The organism is Pseudorhodoferax sp., assembly GCF_047601025.1.
Taxonomy (GTDB): domain Bacteria; phylum Pseudomonadota; class Gammaproteobacteria; order Burkholderiales; family Burkholderiaceae_C; genus Pseudorhodoferax.
In genome coordinates this window covers 1,999,050-2,017,871 of sequence record NZ_JASGJZ010000001.1, presented here as the reverse complement: position 1 = coordinate 2,017,871, position 18,822 = coordinate 1,999,050, and the positions used below count along the sequence as shown (strand labels likewise).

Here is an 18,822-nt window from a genome sequence, read left to right as displayed (position 1 = left end):
ATGCACATGAGCGTCGATCACGAACCACCGGCCGACCGCTTCTGCGATCTGGTCATGAAGGGCGGCATCACCAGCGGCGTCGTCTACCCCAAGGCCATCGCCACGCTGGCGCGGCACTACCGCTTCAAAAACATCGGCGGCACCTCGGCGGGCGCGATCGCGGCAGCCGTGACGGCGGCGGCCGAGTACAGGCGGCGGACCACCGGCACCCGGGCCGGCTTCGATCACCTGGAACAGCTGCCCGAAGCGCTGCAGGAAGAGGTGGCGCCCGGCCGGCGCCGGCTGCTGAGCCTGTTCCAGCCGCAGCCCCGGACGCGCCGCCTGTTCTCCGTGCTGGCTGCGGCGCTGAACAGCGCTTCGGCCGGCCAGCGCATCCGGCGCATCGTGCTGGGTGCCGTGCGCGCCTACTGGCCGGCGACATTGGCCGCCATCGTGCTGGCGCTGGTAGCCGCGTGGCTGGGCAGCGGGCTCTACGGCGCGGTGCTGACCGCCGTGGTGGCGCTGGTGGCCGGCCTGGCCGCCGGCGTTTTGCGCGACGCGACCGGGCCGGTCGTGGCCAACGGCTTCGGCCTGTGCCAGGGTACGGGCACGGATGCGCGGCTACCAGCCCTGATGCCCTGGCTGCACACGCAGATCCAGACAGCCGCCGGCCTGTCCGAGAACGAGCCACTGACCTTCGGCCACTTGTGGGAGGCGCCGGGCTTTCCGGTAGGCCCTTTCACGGTTCCGGAAGGGGCAACGCGCAAATCGATCCATCTGCAGATCTTCTCGACCAACCTGAGCCACGGCCGGCCCTACATCTTTCCGCTGGCCGCAGCCAATGAAACGCCCACCGGTTTTCGCACGCAGGACAGGCTGTTCTTCAATCCCGAAGACTTGAAGACCTATTTGCCGGCAGTTGTGCTGGAACACCTGAAAACGCACGGCACGCCCTATCGCTGCGATCCGAAGCGCGCGGGCCGCGATCCATCGGATGAGGACGCCAAGCAGCTTGGCCTGCTGGAACTACCTGCGCCGGACAAGTTCCCCGTACTGCTGGCGGCCCGCCTGAGCCTGAGCTTCCCGTTCCTGATCTCGGCCGTTCCGCTGTGGGCCATCCACTACGACACCCCGGGGCAGGCAAGCTTCAGGCGCTGCTGGTTCTCCGACGGCGGGCTCAGCTCGAACTTCCCGATGCACCTGTTCGACAGCCTGGTGCCTTGCTGGCCCACGTTCGGCATCAATCTGGAGGACGTGATCGACCAGCGCGAGCGCGTCTACCTGCCGAAGAAGTACACCTCGGGCTACGGCGAGCGCTGGCATCTGTTCGGCAAGAAGGACCTGGGCCGGCCCGATGCCGACGACCCGCAGCAGGCCACCACTTCAGGCTTTTCCCGCCTGGGAGGCTTCGTGCTGGCGCTGGTCAACACCATGCAGAACTGGAACGACAACGCGCTCTCGCGCATGCCGGGCGTGCGCGACCGCATCGTCCGCGTCCGGCTGGCGTCGAACGAGGGCGGGCTGAACCTGAACATGGAACCTGAAACGCTCACGAACGTCGCGGGCCGAGGCGAGAAAGCAGCCGACGAGTTGCTGGCGCAGTTCTCCAACGGAGGACCTGGCTGGGACGAACAGCGCTGGGTGCGCCTGAGCGTGCTGCTCCGGCTGCTGCAAGAACGTGCGCCGGGAGTACTGACCGCGCTGCAACAGGATCTGCCACATGCCACGGACTTCCAGAGAATCGCCGAACGGGCCGTGGATTCGGGTACGGCGCCAGCAGGCTATGAGAAGCCGCTGACGCCCGAGCAGCACAAGGCACTGTTACGCGCCATCGAGGCGCTGCAGGAATTCATGCGCGCCTGCACGGACAAGACGGCCGCCACCGCATTCGAGCCGGTGCCCCGGCCTGAGCTGCGCCTTCGTCCACCGCTCTGACGCCAGCCGGCTCCTGACCGGCACCCCTGCTCTGCGTAACCTGGGCAGCAGCGGCTCCCGGCCCGCACGCGGCACAATCCGCGCCCCGTGCCCGCCCCCTCCCGCGCCTCGCCCGCGCCGCCCTACCCGCGGCCGACCGCACTGCTGCTGATCGCCGCGGTCGCCTGCGGCTTCGCCGGCAACCACGTGGCCGCGCGGCTGGCGTTCGACCACGGCACCGGGCTGCTGGCCGCGATCCTGTGCCGGTCCGGCGCCGCGCTGGCCCTGCTGGCGGTGCTGGTGGCCTGGCGGCGCGACCGGCTGGCGCTGCCGGCCGCCGCGCGCGGCTGGCAGCTGCTGCTGGGGCTGCTGATCGCCGTCCAGAGCCTGTGCCTGTACTCGGCCGTGGCGCGCATCCCGGTGGCGCTGGCGCTGCTGGTGTCCAACACCTTCCCGGCGCTGCTGGCCCTGCTGACCTGGGCGCTGGGCGGGCCGCGGCCGACGCGCCGCGCCTGCCTGGTGATGGGCGTGATCCTGCTCGGCCTGCTACTGGCGCTGGACGTGCCCGCGCGCCTGGCCGAGGCGCGCGCCGGCGGCGCCGGCACGGCCTGGGGCGCCGGCGTCGCCTTCGCGCTGGCGGCCGCCGGCGTGTTCGCCTGCGGCATCTGGGTCACCGACCACCGGCTCGCGGCCCTGCCCGGCGCCGTGCGCAGCCTCTACACCATGCTGGCGGTGTTCTGCAGCATGGCCGTCGCCGGCGCGGCCGGCCTGGTGCCCGGCGGCATGGCCTGGCCGCACGACGCACCGGGCTGGGCCGGCCTCGGCGTGCTGATGCTGCTGTACTGCAGCGCGTTCACAGCGCTGTTCGTCAGCGTGCCGCGGCTGGACATGGCGCGCAACGCGCCGATGATGAACATCGAGCCCATCGCCACGCTGTTCATCGGCTGGGCCGTGCTGGGCCAGTGGCTGGCGCCGCTGCAGATCGCCGGCACCCTGGTGGTGCTGGCAGGCATCGTGCTTCTGTCGCGCGACAAGCGCTGAAGACTGCGCAATTCGGTGCCTGCCATGGCACCATCCGCGCAGGAAACGACCAAGAGCAAGAACTATGAGCCTTCCGTCCCCGTCTCCGCTGCAGCGGCGCCAGATCAGCATCCTGATGTGCGACCTGGTCGGCTTCACCGTCATGAGCGAACAGCTCGACCCCGAGGCGCTGGCCGAGGCCATGCACACCTACCGCCAGGCCTGCACCGCCACCATCGAGCGCCACGGCGGCGTGGTGGCCCAGTACATCGGCGACGGCATCCTGGCCTACTTCGGCTACCCGCACTCGCGCGAGGACGACGCCGAGCGCGCCGTGCGCGCGGCGCTGGACCTGGTGCCGGCCGAGCCCGAGCAGGTGCCCGCGCTGGGCCCGGTGCGGCTGCACGTGGGCGTGGCCACCGGGCTGGTGGTGGTCGGCAACATCCCCGACGCGCCGGAGATCGCCGCCAGCCGGCTGCAGCTGCCGCACCACGACGTGGCCGCGATCGGGCTGGCGATCAACCTGGCCTCGCGGCTGCAGGCGCTGGCGCCGCCGGGCGTGGCGCTGGTGGCCGACGAGACGCGCGCGCTCACGCGCAGCATCTTCCGCTACGAGGACTACGGCCGCCATCCGCACAAGGGCTTCGCCGAGCCGCAGCAGGCCTGGCGCGTGACCGGCGAGCGCGTGCCGCGCAGCCGCTTCGCCGCGCTGCGCGCGGCCGAGCTGACGCCGCTGGTCGGCCGCAACGAGCTGATCGCGCGGCTGCAGCAGCGCATGGAGCAGGCGCGCGGCGGCGCCGGCCGCGTGGTGCTGCTGTCCGGCGAGCCGGGCGTGGGCAAGTCGCGCCTGGCCGAGGCGATGGCCGCCAGCCTGGACCCGCAGCGCGCGCGCAGCACCTGGTTCGCCTGCTGGCCGCACCTGCAGAACAGCCCGCTGGCGCCGCTGATCCGGCACCTGACGCGCGTGATCGGCATCGCCGACGGCGACCCGCCCGAGACCGTGCTCGACCGCATCGACGCATTCGCGCAGCAGCAGGTGCCGGACGGCGACGAGTTCGCGCCGCTGCTGGCCGACCTGCTGGCGGTGCCCACGCAGGACCGCTACCCGCCGCTGCCGATGTCGCCGCAGCGCCAGCGCGCGCGGCTGTTCGCGCTGCTGATGCAGACACTGCGCGCCGCCGCCGAGCCGGTGCCGCTGCTGGTGGTGGTCGAGGACCTGCACTGGGCCGACCCCTCGACCGACGAGCTGGTCGCCACCTTCGTCGCCCTGCTGAAGGACTGGCCGGTGCTGGCGCTGCTGACGGCGCGGCCCGACTTCGCGCCGCGCTGGGCCGGCGAGCCGCACGTGGAGACGATCGCGCTGGAGCCGCTGGAGACGGCCGCCGCGGTGCGCATGGTCGAGTCGATCTGCGGCCGGCAGGCCATGCCGCCGGCCCTGGTGCAGGCCATCGCGCGGCGCGCCGACGGCATGCCGCTGTTCATCGAGGACCTCACGCGCGACCTGCTGGAGCGCGTGGCCGGCGGCGCGGCGCACGCGCCCGAGGCCGAGGCCGGCACGGCGCCGATCCCGATGACGCTGACCGACGCGCTGGCCGCCCGGCTGGACCGGCTGGGGCCCACGCGCCGCATCGCGCAGGTCGCCTCGGTCATCGGGCGCGAGTTCTCCGGCGCGCTGCTGGCCTCGGTCTGCGGGCTCTCGGACGCCGCGCTGCAGGACGCGCTGCAGCAGCTGATCGCCGCCGGCCTGGTGGTGCCCACGCCAGCGGCCGGCTACATGTTCCGCCACGCGCTGGTGCGCGACGCCGCCTACGCCAGCCTGCTGCGCAAGGAACAGCAGGCGCTGCACGCACGCATCGCCGAGCGGCTGGCGCAGGACTTCCCGGACACCGCGCCGCGCCACCCCGAGCTGCTGGCCCAGCACCTGGAAGACGCCGGCCAGCTGGCCGGCGCGGTGCCGCACCTGCTGGCCGCGGCCCGGCTCGCGGCGCGGCGCTCGGGCTTCGCCGAGGCGCTGGCGCTGCTGGAGCGCGCGCTGCGGCTGCTGCAGACCCTGCCGCCCACGCGCGCGCGCACCGAGCAGGAGATCGCGGTGCTGAGCCGGCTGGGCGCGCTGAACGTGCGCCACCGCGGCTTCTCGGCGCCCGAGAGCCGCGCCGCCTACGCCGCGGCGCTACAGCGCTGCCGCGCGCTCGGCGACGCGCCGGACACCTGCGCGGTGCTGAGCGCGCTGGGCTCGTGCGAGATCATGCTGGCGCGCTTCGACCTCGCGCGCCAGTTCGCCACCGAATGCCTGGCGCTGGCGCAGCGCCAGAGCGGCCAGGCGCCGCACATCATGGCGCACCGCCTGCTCGGCGGCGCGCTGCTGCTGCAAGGCGAGTTCGCGCAGGCGCGCACGCACCTGGAGCAGGCGCTGCAGCGCCACGCCCACGCCGGCGCGGACGACCCGGCCCAGGGCGTGTTCGTGCAGGACTACAAGTCCAGCGCGCTGTGCTACCTGGCGGTGCTGCAGACCATCATGGGCGACGCTGCGGCCGGCCGCGAGGCGGCGCTGGCCAGCCTGGCGCACGCGCGCAGCATCGCCGACGCGCACACCGTCAACTTCGCGCTGTGCTTCCTGGCCTGCGTCTGCCACATCGCCGGCGATGCCGACGCCGCCTGGCTGCACGCCGACGCCTCGCTGGCGCTGGCGCGCGAGCAGGACTTCCCGACCTGGGTCGGCGTGTCGCAGCTGGTGCGCGGCACCGCCGCGATCGCGGCCGGCCGGCGCGGCGACGGCGCGCGCGACGTGCAGGCCGGCATTTCCGCCTACGAGGGCATGGCCGCCGTGGCCTACCAGACCTTCGCGGTCGGCGTGATGGCCCAGGCCATGCTGGGCCTGGGCCGCAGCGCCGACGCCGCGGCGCTGGCCGGCCGGGCGATCGCCGCGGCCGAGGCCACCGGCGAGCGCTTCTACCTGGCCGAGATCCTGCGCACCAGCGCGCTGGCGCAGCAGCAGGCCGGCGACGCCGCCGCCGCCGAGGCCACGCTGGCGCGCGCGATCGCGCTGGCGCAGCGCCAGGGCGCCAGCCTGTTCGAGGCGCGCGCCCGGCGCGCGCTGGAAGGGCTGGGCGCCGGCATGGCGGCGGTACCGCCGCACGCCTGACCCGGCGGGCGCCCCTCCCGCCCTTCCCACCCATCCATCCCGCGCGGCCCGCCGGCCTTCCCCCCGCCGCGCGCGGACGAACCATCCGCGTCGGCGCGCGCGACCGCGACACGTCCCCTTTCCCTCGCCGCGCGCGGGCGAACTGGCCCGGCTGCGCCGCTCCATGGGAACATGGCCGCGCCACGGGGCCGTTTCCCGATCCGGCAGGAGCCTGCATGACCGCCACACGCAGAACCTTCGTCGCCACGCTGTGCCTGGCCGCGCTCTGCCGCGCGGCCGCCCAGCCCGCCCCCTACGCGCCGCGGGTCGGCCAGGCCGGCAAGGACGTGGTGTGGGTGCCGACCTCGCAGGCGCTGGTGGACCGCATGCTGGACATGGCCGGACTGACGCCGCAGGACCGGCTGGTCGACCTGGGCTCGGGCGACGGCCGCCTGGTGATCACGGCCGCCAGGCGCGGCGCCACCGCGCGCGGCATCGAATACAACCCCGACATGGTGGCGCTGGCCCGGCGCGCGGCCGAGGCCGAGGGCATGGCCGGCCGGGCCAGGTTCGAGCAGGCCGACATCTTCCAGTCGGACTTCTCGGACGCCACCGTGGTCACGCTGTTCCTGCTGCCGGAGCTGAACCTGCGGCTGCGCCCGATCCTGCTGGACATGGCCCCTGGGACGCGCGTGCTGTCCAACTCCTTCGACATGGGCGACTGGCAGCCCGACGCGCGCATCACCGTGGAAGAGGGCTGCGCCGGCTACTGCAACGCGCTGAAGTGGGTGGTGCCGGCCCGGGTCGCCGGCCGCTGGCGGCTGGGCGACGCCAAGCTGCAGCTGGCGCAGACCTTCCAGATGCTGGAAGGCACGCTGCACCGCGCCGGCGACCAGCCGCTGCCGATCATCGAGGCGCGCCTGGACGGCGCGCAGATCCGCTTCCGCGCCGGGACGGACCGCTACCAGGGCGAGGTGGACGGCGACACGATGCGGGGCACCGTCAACGGCCGGACGCCGTGGCAGGCAGTCCGCCGCTAGAGCGCCGTCAGGCCGCCCGGGCCCGCGCGTGGCCGACGGCCGTGCGCAGGGCCAGCAGGTAGCTGTCCACGCCGAAGCCGGCGATCTGGCCCTGCACGATCTCGGCGAACACCGACTGGTGGCGGAACGCCTCACGCGCGTGGATGTTGGACATGTGCAGTTCCACGACCGGGCAGGTCAGGATCGCCAGCGCGTCGCGGATGCCGTAGCTGTAGTGCGTCCAGGCGCCGGCGTTCAGCATCACGCCGTCCACGCCGTCGAAGTAGGCCTGGTGGATGCGCTCGACCATCTCGCCTTCGTGATTGGTCTGGAAGTGCTCGAAGCCGACGCCCAGTTCGCCGGCCAGCGCGGCCAGCTGCGCGTTGATCTGCGCCAGCGTGGTCGTGCCGTACTGCTGCGGGTCGCGCCGGCCGAACATGTTGTGGTTGATGCCGTGCAGCATGAGGAACTTCATGGAGGGTCTCCGCAGGGTGGATGGATGGGTTCAGGAAACTTCGACGACGCGGCCGGACGCGGCGGCCTCGACGATGGCTTCGGTCAGGCGCAGGTTGCGGAAGCCGTCGCGTGCGCTGACCAGGGGCTCGGCCTCGCCGCGGACCACCGCGCCGAAGTGCTCCATCTGGCGCTGGATCGGGTCCTCGCGCACCAGGCCCACGGTGCCGGCCTCGAACGGCTTCCACCACGAGCGCTCCTCGGGGCGCGGATAGGTCTTCAGCCGCATGGTCGGGATCGACAGGCTGCCGTTGGTGCCGGTGAGCACGTAGCAGTCCTCGTCCGCGTAGGTCGGGTAGGCCTTGTTCTCCTGGCTGGTCTGTTCCCAGCTGCGCGGGCAGGCGGCCGTGTCCGACAGCAGGAAGGTGCCCAGCGCGCCGCTGTCGAAGCGCAGGTTGATCGCCACCGTGTCCTCGACCGCGAAGCCGCGCACGGCGTGCGACTTGAACGCCTGGACCGCCGCGATCTCGCCGCACAGCATGCGCAGGTTGTGCACCTCGTGGATCATGTTCAGCAGGATGGGGCCGGCGCCGATCTCGCGCCGCCACGGCGCGTCCGCGAAGTAGTGGTCCGGCTTGTAGAAGGTGGCGCTGCCCATCACCGCGACCAGCCGGCCGAGCTGGCCGCTGTCCACCACCTGCCGGGCCTTGGCCATGATGGGGCTGTGGGCGCGGTGGTGGCCCACCAGCACGCGCGCGCCGGCGCGCTCCACGGCCTCCACCAGCCGGGCGCCTTCGGCCACCGTGGTGGCGACGGGTTTCTCCAGCAGGATCGGCAGGTGCGCCGCGATGCACTGCAGGGCCTGCGGCACGTGCAGCTGGTTCGGCGTGGCCAGCACGAGGCCGTCGGGCCGGTCCTCGGCCAGCAGCGCGTCGATCGAGGCGTACAGCGGCACGCCGGCCTCGGCCGCCAGGGCCGCTGCGGCCGGCGACGGGTCCACGATGGCCGCCAGCGTGCAGTGCGCACTGGCGCGCGCCGCCGCCATGTGCGCCTGTCCGATGTAGCCGGCGCCGGCGACGGCGATGCGGGTCTTCTTCATGGGCAAGATCCTCGAGGGAGCAAGTGGAATGCGCGTGCGGATGCCTGCATCCGGCCAGCCGGTCCGGCCGGCGGCGACCCGGGCATCGCTCGTGTCATGGACGTCTTCTGCGGGAAGGAATGAAAAGCCGCGAAAAGCCGTGGAAGGGGGGCGCTACGCCAGTGGAACGGTCAGCCGCCGGATCACCGCGCCGGTCTCGGGCCGCACGCCGCGCCACCAGGCGAAGGCCTCGGCCGCCTGCTCGACGAGCATGCCGACGCCGTCGGCCAGCCGGCGGGTGCCGCTCTGCTGCGCCAGGCGCAGGAAGGGCGTGAGCCCCTTGCCGTAGGCGAGCTCGTAGGCCAGCCCGTCCGGCTGGAACACGCTGGCGGGCACGGGCGGCAGCTCGGCGCGCAGGCTGGCCGAGGTGGCGTTGACCACGAGGTCGAAGCGCTGCCCCGCCAGGTCGGCGTAGCCGCAGGCGCGGACCGGGCCGCGGGCCTGCGCCTCGGCCTGCAGGGCCTGCGCCTTGTCGACGCTGCGGTTGACGATCACCAGCTCGGCGGGCTGCTGCTCCAGGAACGGCAGCAGCGCCCCGCGCGCGGCCCCGCCGGCGCCCAGCAGCAGCACGCGCCGCCCGCGCATCGCGCAGCCGAGGTTGTGCACCACGTCGCGCGCCAGGCCGATGCCGTCGAAGTTCTCGGCGAACACGCGCTCGCCCTCGAACTTCAGCGCGTTCGCGGCGCCCGCGAGCCGGGCGCGCTCCGAACGGTCGGTCGCGAACGCGACGGCGTCGAGCTTGAACGGCGCGGTCACGTTCATGCCGCGGCCGCCGCGCGCGCGGAACGCCTGGGCGTCCTCGGCGAAGTGGCCGGGCCGGCCTTCGATCGCGGTGTAGGCCATGTCCTGCCCGGTGGCCTCGGCGAACAGGCCGTGGATCAGCGGCGACTTGGTGTGGCCGATCGGATGGCCGATGACGGCGTAGGCATCGGCCATGTCAATGCTCCTTGGAGAACAGCACGCCGTCGGCCTGCATGGCCGCGATCTCCTCGTCGGAGAAGCCCAGTTCGCGGGCGATCGCCGCGTTGTGCTGCCCCAGGTCGGGCGCGACCTGGGTGACCGTCGTGTCGCAGCCGGAGAAGCGGAACGGCAGGTTCGGCAGCCGCAGCGTGCCGAGCACCGGATGCTCCTGCTCGACCACCATGCCGCGCGCCTGGATCTGCGGATCGGCGAGCACCTCGTCGATGCGCTGCACCTTGGCGCTGGGCACGTCGATGCCGTCCAGCAGCGCCAGCACCTCGGCGACGCGGCGGCCCGCGACCCAGGCCTTCACGACGGACAGGATCTCCGCGCGGTGCGCGTTGCGGCCGGTCAGCTGGTGCAAGCGCGTGTCCGCGCCGAACCCGGCCGGGCCGCCGTGCGCCTCGACCAGCGCCGCGAAGCGCTTCCAGGCGTCGTCGACTTGCGCCGCGATCACGAGGTCGCCGTCGGCCGCGCGGAACACGCCGTACAGCGTGGAGGTCGGCATGTCGTGGCCGGTCTGCACCGGCAGCTCCTTGCCGCCGGACAGCGTGTAGCACTGCACCGCGTACTCGTGCATGGAGACCAGCGTGTCGTACAGCGCCATGTCGATGTGCTGGCCCCGGCCGGTCTGCGTGCGGCCCAGCAGCACGGCGTTGATGGCCGCCACGGCGTGGATGCCGGTGTACATGTCGCCCAGCGAGATGCGCAGCAGCGGCGGCGGCTCGCCGGGGGTGCCGACCATCTGCATGATGCCGCTCTTGGCCTCGGCGATCAGGCCGAAGCCGGCGCGGTGCGCGTCCGGCCCAGTGTGGCCGTAGGCCGAGATCGAGCAGTACACCAGGCGCGGGTTGCGCGCGCTCAGCTCCGCATAGCCCAGGCCCAGCTTGTCCAGCGCGCCGGGGCGGTAGTTCTCGACGAAAACGTCGGCGCTGTCGACCAGCTTGCGCATCAGCGCCTTGCCGCGCGGATCGCGCATGTCCACCGACAGGCCGCGCTTGCCCATGTTGAGCTGCAGGAAGTAGCCCGAGTAGGCATCGTCCTCGCCGACGAACCAGGCATGCTGGCGGCCGGCGTCGCCGCTGCCGGGGCGTTCGACCTTGATGACCTCGGCGCCCAGCGCGGCCAGGCAGCGGCCCACGTAGGGGCCGGCCAGGAAGTGGCTGTAGTCGACGACGCGGATGCCGGCCAGCGGCAGCGGCTGCTTCTGGCTCATGCCGGCCTCCGGGGAATCATCAGCCGGTGTTCCCCCTTCTGCACGACCTCGCCGTGCTGGTTGACGAGCTCGGACGGCAGCACCACGATGCCCCAGCCGGGCCGGCTCTTCGAGGCGCGCAGGCCGGTCACCGTGAACTTCACGTGCAGCCGGTCGCCGATCCTGATCGGCAGCAGGAAGTCCCAGGTCCAGCCCAGCGACATGCCGGGCAGGAAGCGGTACTCGCTGCGCGTCTTCAGGCCGTCGGCGATCGACAGGCCGAGCAGGCCGTGCGCCACGCGCGTGCCGAACGGCGTGGTCTTCGCGTACTCCTCGTCGATGTGCACCGGCGTGTAGTCGCCGCTCAGCTCGGCGTAGGCGTTGATGCGCGCCTCGGTGACCTCGTACTCGGGACTGGTGCAGGCGTCGCCTTCGGCGGCGTCGTCCCAGTAGCGCTCGGGCGTACTGAACTGCAGGGGTGGAGGGGTGAGTTTCACGGGCAGGGTCTCCTGATGGAATGAACGGGCAGAAGTTGTGAATGGATCGCTCGCGACCACGACGGGGGGCGCCTCCCACGCACAGGCGCAGGCCGCCGCCCGGACGGGTGCCAGGGCCAGGGTTGCAACGCCCACGTGGCGCCTGGCGTGCTCCGGCCCGAGGGGCGGGGCCCCGCAGCACGGCGATGGCGAGACGGAGCGCTCATCGGGGGCCTCGCGTGGGCGTGAGGAATCCGTTCTTCAGCGCTTCTCAGCCGCGCGGTCGCACGGCGAGCGCCTGGGCGACGCTGCCGGGCGCGGCCTGGATCAGCTCCACGGCCAGGCCGTCGGGCAGCTGCAGCCAGTTGCGGCCCGGCGGCAGCGGCTGCACGCCCCAGGCCTGCGCGGCCTGCAGCGCGGCCTCCAGGTCGTCGACCATCACGCCGAGGTGGGCCAGCCAGCCGGCGTCGTGGCTGGGGGGCGCCGCGAAGTCGGGCGTCGCCACGAACTGCAGGCCGCCCAGCGTCCAGTACTGCCGGGGCGCCTCGGGCGGGCCGTCGATCTCGCGCAGCTCCATGCCCAGCACCTCGCGGAAAAAGCGGATGTGCCAGTGGATGTCGCGCACGCGGATCGCCACGTGCTCGAGGTAGGCGCGGGTGGGGGGAACGCGGGGTGTGCTCATGTCGCTCGTCTCCGGAATCAGGGGGTGGTGGTGCGGGCGCGCTCGATGCCCTTGATGCAGGCCACCAGCGTGGCGTTGACCGGCGTGGCCACGCCGCAGCGCTGGCCCCAGCGCACCACCGCGCCGTTGATGAAGTCGATCTCGGTGGGCGAGTCCTTCTCCAGGCTCTGCAGCATCGAGGTCTTGAAGTCCTCCGGCAGCCCGGCCGCGGCCTTGTCCCAGGCCGCGCGCGGATCGGCGGTGGATAGCCGCACGCCGCTGGCGCGCGCCACGTCCATGGCCTCCTGCACCGCGGCGATGGCGGTGGCCTCGATCTCGGGGATGCGGTACAGCGGGCCGTACGGCAAGCCGGTGATGCCGCTGACGGCGCCGGTGGCCACGTTGACCAGCAGCTTGTCCCAGATCGTGCCCAGGATGTCGTCGCTGACGGTGGTGGCCAGGCCCGCGGCCGAGAAGCAGTCGGCGATGCGCTGCACGCGCGCACTGCGGCTGCCGTCGAGCTCGCCGATCAGCGTCTCCTTGCCGTCCACGCCGGCGAGGATGCGGCCCGGGCCCAGCAGCACGCCGCCGACGTAGGTCTTGCCGGCCAGCACGTGCTCGCCGCCGACGATGCCGGCCAGGATGTCCTCGTGGCCCAGGCCGTTCTGCAGCGACAGCACGGCCGTGCCGGGACCGACCAGCGCCGAGGCGGCGGCCATGGCCTCGCGGGTGTGGAAGGACTTGACCAGCACGATCACCAGGTCGACCGGGCCGAGCCCGCGGCAGTCCGTCGCGGCGCGGACCGGCACGGCGCGCTCGCCGTCCGCGCTGCGCATGCGCAGGCCGTGCGCCTCGATCGCCTCGACGTGCGCGCGGTTGCGGTTGATCAGCACCACCGCGTTGCCGGCCGCGGCCAGCGTGCCGCCGATCGCGCAGCCCAGCGCGCCGGCTCCCAGAACTGCAATCTCCACTTCGGTCTCCGTTGGTCGAGAGCGGATTCTGGAGAGCGCTGCCCATGATGGAAATCGCATGGCCGCAATACACTGCATTGCCGCACCACATGATCGAAGACGATGGCCGACCTCGATTTGCTCGACACCCGGCAGCTCCTGCTGATCGACCTGCTGCACAGCACCGGCAGCGTCACGCGCACGGCCGAGCGGCTGGGGCAGACGCAGCCCACGGTCAGCATCTGGCTGGCGCGCCTGCGCGAGCAGCTGGGCGATCCGCTGTTCGTGCGCACGCCGCAGGGCATGCTGCCGACGCCACGCGTGGAGGCGCTGATCGGCACCGTGCGCAGCGTGCTGGCCGGGCTGCGCACGCTCTCGGAGCCGCCGGCGGCGTTCGACCCGGCCAGCGCGCAGCGCAGCTTCCGGATCTTCATGACCGATGCCAGCCACATCACGCTGCTGCCGCAGCTGTTCGCGCAGGTGCGCGCCCTGGCGGGCGGCGTCACGCTGGAGGCCGTGGGCATCCACGCCGGCATGGCAGCGGAGCTGGAGGCCGGGGCGGCCGACCTGGCGCTGGGCCTGATCCCGGAACTGGAGGCCGGCTTCTACCAGCAGACGCTGTTCGACCAGGACTGGATCTGCCTGGCGCATGCGGCCCATCCGCGCATCAGGCCGCGCGCGTTCGGGCTGGCGGACTACACGCGCGAGGCGCACGTCGGCATCGTCTCGGGCACCGGCGCGCAGCTGCTGGAGAGCACGGTGCGGCGGCTCGGCATCGAGCGCCGGCTGGCGCTGCAGATCCCGGGCTTCCTGGGTCTGCCGGCGATCCTGTCCACGACCGACCTGGTCGCCACGCTGCCGCGCCACATCGGCGAGACGCTGGCGCAGGGCGGCGGCCTGCGCGTGCTGCCCTGCCCGGTGCCGATCCCCGGCTTCTCGGTGCGCCAGCACTGGCACGCCCGCTTCCACCAGGACCCCGGCAACCGCTGGCTGCGCGGCGTCTGCGCCGGGCTGTTCCTGCGGGCATCCACCCGCGGCGCCGTTCAGTAGGCGGCAGCCGGCGCGCCGCCCAGGAACAGCCGCTCGATGTGCGGATCGGCCAGCAGCTCGGCCGCGGGCCGCTGCAGCACGCGCCGGCCGGACTCCAGCGCGATGGCCTCGTCGGAGATCTTCAGCGCGCTCCTGACGTTCTGCTCGACCATCAGCACCGTGGTCCCCTGCGCGGCCAGCGTGCGCAGCAGCCGGAAGACGTCCTGCACCACGATCGGGGACAGGCCGATGCTGGGCTCGTCGATCAGGATCACCTTGGGGCGCAGCAGCAGCGCCCGGCCGATCTCCAGCTGCTTCTGCTCGCCGCCGGACAGGCTGGACGCGGCGCTGCGCAGCCGCTCCCTGACGCGCGGGAACAGCTCCAGCACCTCGGGGATGCGTGCATGCGTGGCCTTCATGCCGATGGTGATGCCGCCCAGTTCCAGGTTCTCGAACACCGACAGCTGGCCGAACAGGTTGCGCCCCTGCGGCACGAACGCGACGCCCTTGCCCAGCAGCCTCTTCTGGTCCGCGCCGGCGATGTCCTCGCCGTCGAGCAGGATGCGGCCCTGCCGCGGCCGGAGCAGGCCGAACATGGTCTTCAGCGCCGTGGACTTGCCCGCGCCGTTGGGGCCCAGCAGCAGCGTGATCGCGCCGCGCCTGGCCTGGAAGCTCAGCTTGTTCAGGATCATGAAGTCCCTGTAGCCCGCGACGACGTCGTCGAACTCGATGCAGATGCCGTCCGATGCCATGTCAGTTCTCCACCGTGCCGGCGCGCCACCCGCAGCGCATGAAGCCGGGCCGCGAGCAGCGGTCCGACAGGCCGCGGAGCCGGCCGTGCCGGCGGACGCCACGGGCCGGCCTGGCCGGAGCGCAGGCCCGCCTTGCAGGCCGCAGCGGCTCCGGAGGAGTGGCCTCGTCGGGCCGTCCACGCCCGCGCAGGCAGGCGGGGAGCCACGGCCCTCCGCCGCCTCGAAAGGGGTGGCGGAGGGCGCAGCGCGCAGACCGGGGGTGTTTCATGTCAGTCTTCCATGGCCATGGCGCCGCGTCTCAGTTTCCGAGGTAGGCGTCCAGCACCTGCTTGTTGGCGCGGATCTCCTCGGGCGTGCCGATGGCCATCACGCGGCCCTCGACCATGACCATGATGCGGTGGCACAGGTCCATCACGAAGTCCATGTTGTGCTCGATCACGACGAAGCTCGCGCGCTTGTCCGCGGCGGGGTGGCGGTTCAGGTCCTTCAGCAGCGCGCCGATGCCGCCGACCAGGCTGGGGTTCACGCCGGCGCAGGGCTCGTCGAGCAGCACGAGGTCGGGCTCGCTCATGAAGGCCATGGCGATGTCCACCAGCTTCTGCTGGCCGTAGGACAGTTCGCCGGCCCGGGTGTCCGCGACGTGGCGGATGCGGAAACGGTCGATCAGCGCGTCGGCACGCGGGCCGAGCCCGCAGTCGCCAGGCGCGAACATGCGGCTGAACATGGAGCCGTGGTGCTCCTGCGCGGCCACGAGCAGGTTGTCGCGCACGGTCATCTTGCCGAACACCTGCAGCGTCTGGAACGTGCGCCCCACGCCGCGGCGGTTCAGCGCCATGGGCCCCAGGCGCGTGACGTCCTCGCCGTTGAGCTCGATGCGTCCCTCGTCGGGCACGATCTGGCCGAGCATGCTGTTGAACAGTGTGGTCTTGCCCGAGCCGTTGGGGCCGATCACGCCGAAGATCTCGCCGGCGCGCACCTCGAAGTCCACGCCGGCGACGGCCTGGATCGCGCCGTAGCGCTTCTTCAGGCCGCTCACGCGCAGCACCGGCGCCGGGTCGCCGGCCTTCATGCCCCGGCTCCTGCGGAACGCGCGGCCGCCGCGCGCGCGGCCGAGGCCGCGCGCGACTGCCGGCGCGCGCGGATCCGGTCGGGAATGGACAGCAGCCCGTCGGGCAGCCAGATCATCAGCGCGACCACCGCCGCGCCGAACAGGCACAGGTACCAGGCCTGCGCGAAGCGCAGCCACTCGGGCAGGAGCACGCCGACCGCCGCGCCCAGCACCGGCCCGAAGAAATAGCCCGGCCCGCCGACGACGACCATCAGGTACATCATGATCGAGGCGAGCACGGTGAACGGCGCGGGCTCGATGAACTGCACCAGGCTCGCGAACAGTGCGCCGGCGATGCCGGCGTAGGCCGCGCCGATGGCGAAGCTCAGCAGCGTGTAGGCGCGGATGTCCACGCCCAGGCTCTCGGCGCGGATCGGGTTGTCGCGCAGCGCGGTGAAGGCCTTGCCCCAGGGCGAGCGCAGCAGCCCCCACAGCAGCAGCGCCAGCAGCGCGGCGACGGCCAGCACCAGGTGGTAGTAGGCGAGGTTGCTCTCCACGCTGAAGCCGAACACGCTGGGCCGCGCGATGTTGTTGATGCCGAAGGTGCCGCCGGTCAGCCATTCCTCGTTGCGCATCACCAGCCAGACGGCGGTGTTGAAGCCCAGCGTGGCGAACGCGAGGTAGATGGTCTGCACCCGAAGCGCCGGGAAGCCGAGGATCAGGCCGACGGCGAAGCAGATCAGCGCGGCGGCCGGCAGCGCGGCCCAGAAGCCGATGCCGGCCTGCATCAGGATCACCGAGGCGTAGGCGCCGATGCCGAAGAACGCCGCATGGCCCAGCGACTTCTGGCCCGCGTAGCCGACCGTCAGGTTCAGCCCCATCGTGGCGATGACGTAGACCAGCCAGGACGTGAGCAGGTAGATCCCGTAGTTGCGCAGCCAGTGCGGCGCCACCAGCAGTGCGACGGCCGCGAGCCCGAGCGCGATGGACTTCTTCATACCTTGCGCTCGACTTTCTTGCCCAGCAGTCCCTGGGGCTTGAACAGGATCACGACCATGAAGATCACGAGGGCCACGGCATCCTTGTAGGCGGGCGAGATGTAGGCCGCGGCCAGGTTCTCGCACACGCCCACGATCAGGCCGCCCAGCAGCGCGCCGCGGCTGTTGTTGAACCCGCCGATCACCGCGGCGAAGAAAGCCTTGGTGCCCAGGCTCTCGCCCATGTCGAACTTGGCGAGGTAGGTCGGCGTGACCAGCAGGGCCGCCGCGGTGGCCAGCACCGCGTTGATGGCGAAGGTGTTCAGGACCATGCGCGGCACGTCGATGCCCAGCACGGCCGCGCTCTCGGCGTTCTGCGCCACGGCCTGCATGGCGCGGCCCGTGACCGTGCGGGACAGGAAGCCCTGCACCGCCAGCACCAGTGCCAGCGCCAGCACGAAGGTGCCGACGTCGGCGGCCGAGACCGTGACGCCGCCCAGGTTGAACAGCGTGGCCGGGAACAGGCCCGGGAAGGGGTGCGCCTCGGCGCTGAAGCCGGCGCGCACGCCGTTGCGCAGCGCGATCGACAGCCCGATCGTGGCGACCACGATCGGCATCATCCCGTGCTTGAACAGCGGGTCGACGATGCCGCGCTTGAAGCCCCAGCCCAGCACCAGCGTGGCCACGCCGGCCGACAGCACGAAGGCCAGCCACAGCGGCACGCCCGAGGCCATGAAGGCCAGCATCGCGAACGCCGGCAGCATGACGAACTCGCCCTGCGCGAAGTTGATGGTCCCGCTGGCCTGCCAGAGCAGCGTGAAGCCCAGCGCCGCCAGCGCGTAGATGGCGCCGGTGGACAGGCCGCTGAAGAAGAGTTGGATGAAGTCCGTCATGGATGTGCAGGGCGGCGCGGGGACGTGCCGGTGCGTCGGCGCCCGCGCCGCGCGCCGTGCCTGGCCGCTTACCGGGCCGCCTTGAGCGTCTCGATCACCTGCGCCTTGCCGTCGACGACGCGCACGAAGAAGCTCTCGCGGTCCAGGTCGCCCTTGTCGTCGTAGGTCACGTCGAACAGCACGCCGGGGTACTGCTGCGCCGAGATGGAGATGCCGTGCATGGCCTGGGCGAATGCCTTGGGATCGACCTTGCCGACCTTCTCGAAGCCGGCGCGGGCCACGTGCATGCCGATGTAGCCCTTCATGGCGTTGTGGTCGGCCTTGGTCCTGTACTCGGCCTGGTAGCGCTGCGCGAAGGCCTGCACGGTCGGGTTGGGCGCGTCGGCGGTCAGGCCCACGTGCGCGATCACGCCGTTGGCTGCGGCGCCGGCGAGTTCGATCACCTTGTCGTTGGCCAGCGTGGTCTCGCCGACCACGGGCTTGTCGTAGCCCTGCTTGCGCAGCTCCTTCAGCAGGCGGGCCGACTCCTCCTCGTTGGAGTACACGAACAGCGCATCGGCGTCGGACTGCTTGGCCTTGAGCACGGCGCTGGAGAAATCCACCTGCCCCTGGTCGGTGGAGATGTCCGCGGCGATCCGGATGCCCTTGGCCTCGACGGCCTTGGCGATCATGTCGCGGCCGCCCTTGCCGAAATCGTTGTTCACGTAGATGACCGCCAGCGTCTTCACCTTCAGGCTGTCGGCCAGGTAGCGCGCGACCTTGGGCATGGCCGCGGCCTGCGTGAAGGACGCGCGGAACACGTAGGGGTTGCCTTGCTGGGTGATCGCCGCGGCCTCGCCGCCGATGATGTTGGGCACCTGCGCACGGCGCGTCTCGTTCATCGACACCAGGATGGAGCCGGAGAACACGGGCCCGATCACGAGCGGCACGTCCTGGTCCACGGCCTTGGCCGCGAGCCCCTTGGCGACGCCGGGCTGGGTCTGCGTGTCCAGCGCGGTGTACTGCACCTTGCGCCCGAGGATGCCGCCCGCGGCATTGATCTCCTTGACGGCCAGCTTGACGCCGTTGTCGAAGTTCACGCCGGCCGTGGCGCCCGGACCCGACAGCTCGACGATGCCGACGACCGGCAGCGTCTGCGCCCCCGCGATGGCGCCCATGCCGGCCACGGCCGCGGCTGCGGCCGCCTGCTTCACCCATTTCCTCATGTTGTCTCCTGTTGATCGAGCGACCCGAACGG

The 18,822-nt window shown here is 72.2% G+C and carries 17 protein-coding genes; 5 read left to right on the top strand and 12 right to left on the bottom strand.

From position 1 onward, the window contains the following. Window positions 1-6: 6 nt before the first annotated feature. From QM782_RS09500 to QM782_RS09485, 4 genes are all read left to right on the top strand, one after another. Window positions 7-1,914 carry a hypothetical protein gene (locus QM782_RS09500; protein WP_415202673.1) on the top strand — a complete coding sequence of 636 codons (1,908 nt, stop codon included), beginning with the start codon at window positions 7-9 and terminating at the stop codon, window positions 1,912-1,914. An 87-nt stretch (window positions 1,915-2,001) separates the two neighbouring features. After that, window positions 2,002-2,934: a DMT family transporter gene (locus QM782_RS09495; protein ID WP_415202672.1), complete on the top strand. Its 933-nt coding sequence runs from the start codon at window positions 2,002-2,004 to the stop codon at window positions 2,932-2,934. A gap of 64 nt (window positions 2,935-2,998) precedes the next feature. Continuing rightward, a complete protein-coding gene (locus QM782_RS09490) occupies window positions 2,999-6,055 on the top strand; it encodes an AAA family ATPase (protein ID WP_415202671.1) in 3,057 nt (1,018 codons plus the stop codon). A gap of 215 nt (window positions 6,056-6,270) precedes the next feature. Beyond that, the gene (locus QM782_RS09485) at window positions 6,271-7,074 is read left to right on the top strand and encodes an SAM-dependent methyltransferase (protein WP_415202670.1); all 804 of its coding nucleotides are present in this window, start codon (window positions 6,271-6,273) and stop codon (window positions 7,072-7,074) included. Between the two features lie 7 nt (window positions 7,075-7,081). On the opposite strand, the gene aroQ is transcribed toward QM782_RS09485, so the two are convergent. The 7 genes from aroQ to QM782_RS09450 all read right to left on the bottom strand — a co-directional run bounded on the left by aroQ (window position 7,082) and on the right by QM782_RS09450 (window position 12,907). Then, complete coding sequence (gene aroQ / locus QM782_RS09480; RefSeq protein ID WP_415202669.1) at window positions 7,082-7,528, bottom strand: type II 3-dehydroquinate dehydratase; 447 nt, start codon at window positions 7,526-7,528, stop codon at window positions 7,082-7,084. Window positions 7,529-7,558: 30 nt separating this feature from the next. Next, entirely contained in the window at window positions 7,559-8,605 is a 1,047-nt protein-coding gene (locus QM782_RS09475; protein WP_415202668.1) for a Gfo/Idh/MocA family protein, read from the bottom strand. Window positions 8,606-8,758: 153 nt separating this feature from the next. Next, the gene (aroE, locus tag QM782_RS09470) at window positions 8,759-9,580 is read right to left on the bottom strand and encodes a shikimate dehydrogenase (protein WP_415202667.1); all 822 of its coding nucleotides are present in this window, start codon (window positions 9,578-9,580) and stop codon (window positions 8,759-8,761) included. A 1-nt stretch (window position 9,581) separates the two neighbouring features. After that, the gene (locus QM782_RS09465) at window positions 9,582-10,820 is read right to left on the bottom strand and encodes a CaiB/BaiF CoA transferase family protein (protein ID WP_415202666.1); all 1,239 of its coding nucleotides are present in this window, start codon (window positions 10,818-10,820) and stop codon (window positions 9,582-9,584) included. Continuing rightward, entirely contained in the window at window positions 10,817-11,296 is a 480-nt protein-coding gene (locus QM782_RS09460; protein WP_415202665.1) for a MaoC family dehydratase, read from the bottom strand. The genes QM782_RS09465 and QM782_RS09460 overlap by 4 nt, the downstream gene beginning before the upstream one ends. Window positions 11,297-11,546: 250 nt before the next feature. After that, the gene (locus tag QM782_RS09455; RefSeq protein ID WP_415202664.1) at window positions 11,547-11,957 is read right to left on the bottom strand and encodes a VOC family protein; all 411 of its coding nucleotides are present in this window, start codon (window positions 11,955-11,957) and stop codon (window positions 11,547-11,549) included. Window positions 11,958-11,974: 17 nt separating this feature from the next. Further along, on the bottom strand, window positions 11,975-12,907 hold the full coding sequence (locus QM782_RS09450; RefSeq protein ID WP_415202663.1) for a ketopantoate reductase family protein: 933 nt from the start codon (window positions 12,905-12,907) through the stop codon (window positions 11,975-11,977). Window positions 12,908-13,009: 102 nt separating this feature from the next. Between QM782_RS09450 and QM782_RS09445 the strand changes: the two genes are divergently transcribed. Further along, complete coding sequence (locus QM782_RS09445; protein ID WP_415202662.1) at window positions 13,010-13,936, top strand: LysR family transcriptional regulator; 927 nt, start codon at window positions 13,010-13,012, stop codon at window positions 13,934-13,936. On the opposite strand, the gene QM782_RS09440 is transcribed toward QM782_RS09445, so the two are convergent. The 5 genes from QM782_RS09440 to QM782_RS09420 all read right to left on the bottom strand — a co-directional run bounded on the left by QM782_RS09440 (window position 13,930) and on the right by QM782_RS09420 (window position 18,790). Beyond that, entirely contained in the window at window positions 13,930-14,667 is a 738-nt protein-coding gene (locus tag QM782_RS09440; protein WP_415202661.1) for an ABC transporter ATP-binding protein, read from the bottom strand. The two genes, QM782_RS09445 and QM782_RS09440, sit on opposite strands and share 7 nt — an antisense overlap. A gap of 298 nt (window positions 14,668-14,965) precedes the next feature. Then, on the bottom strand, window positions 14,966-15,736 hold the full coding sequence (locus QM782_RS09435) for an ABC transporter ATP-binding protein (RefSeq protein WP_415202660.1): 771 nt from the start codon (window positions 15,734-15,736) through the stop codon (window positions 14,966-14,968). Next, window positions 15,733-16,713 carry a branched-chain amino acid ABC transporter permease gene (locus QM782_RS09430; RefSeq protein WP_415202659.1) on the bottom strand — a complete coding sequence of 327 codons (981 nt, stop codon included), beginning with the start codon at window positions 16,711-16,713 and terminating at the stop codon, window positions 15,733-15,735. Before QM782_RS09430 ends, QM782_RS09435 begins: the two co-directional genes overlap by 4 nt. Further along, entirely contained in the window at window positions 16,710-17,585 is an 876-nt protein-coding gene (locus tag QM782_RS09425) for a branched-chain amino acid ABC transporter permease (RefSeq protein WP_415202658.1), read from the bottom strand. Before QM782_RS09425 ends, QM782_RS09430 begins: the two co-directional genes overlap by 4 nt. Before the next feature lie 68 nt (window positions 17,586-17,653). Further along, window positions 17,654-18,790, bottom strand: a complete 1,137-nt coding sequence (locus QM782_RS09420) for an ABC transporter substrate-binding protein (protein WP_415202657.1) — start codon at window positions 18,788-18,790, stop codon at window positions 17,654-17,656. Window positions 18,791-18,822 lie beyond the last annotated feature (32 nt).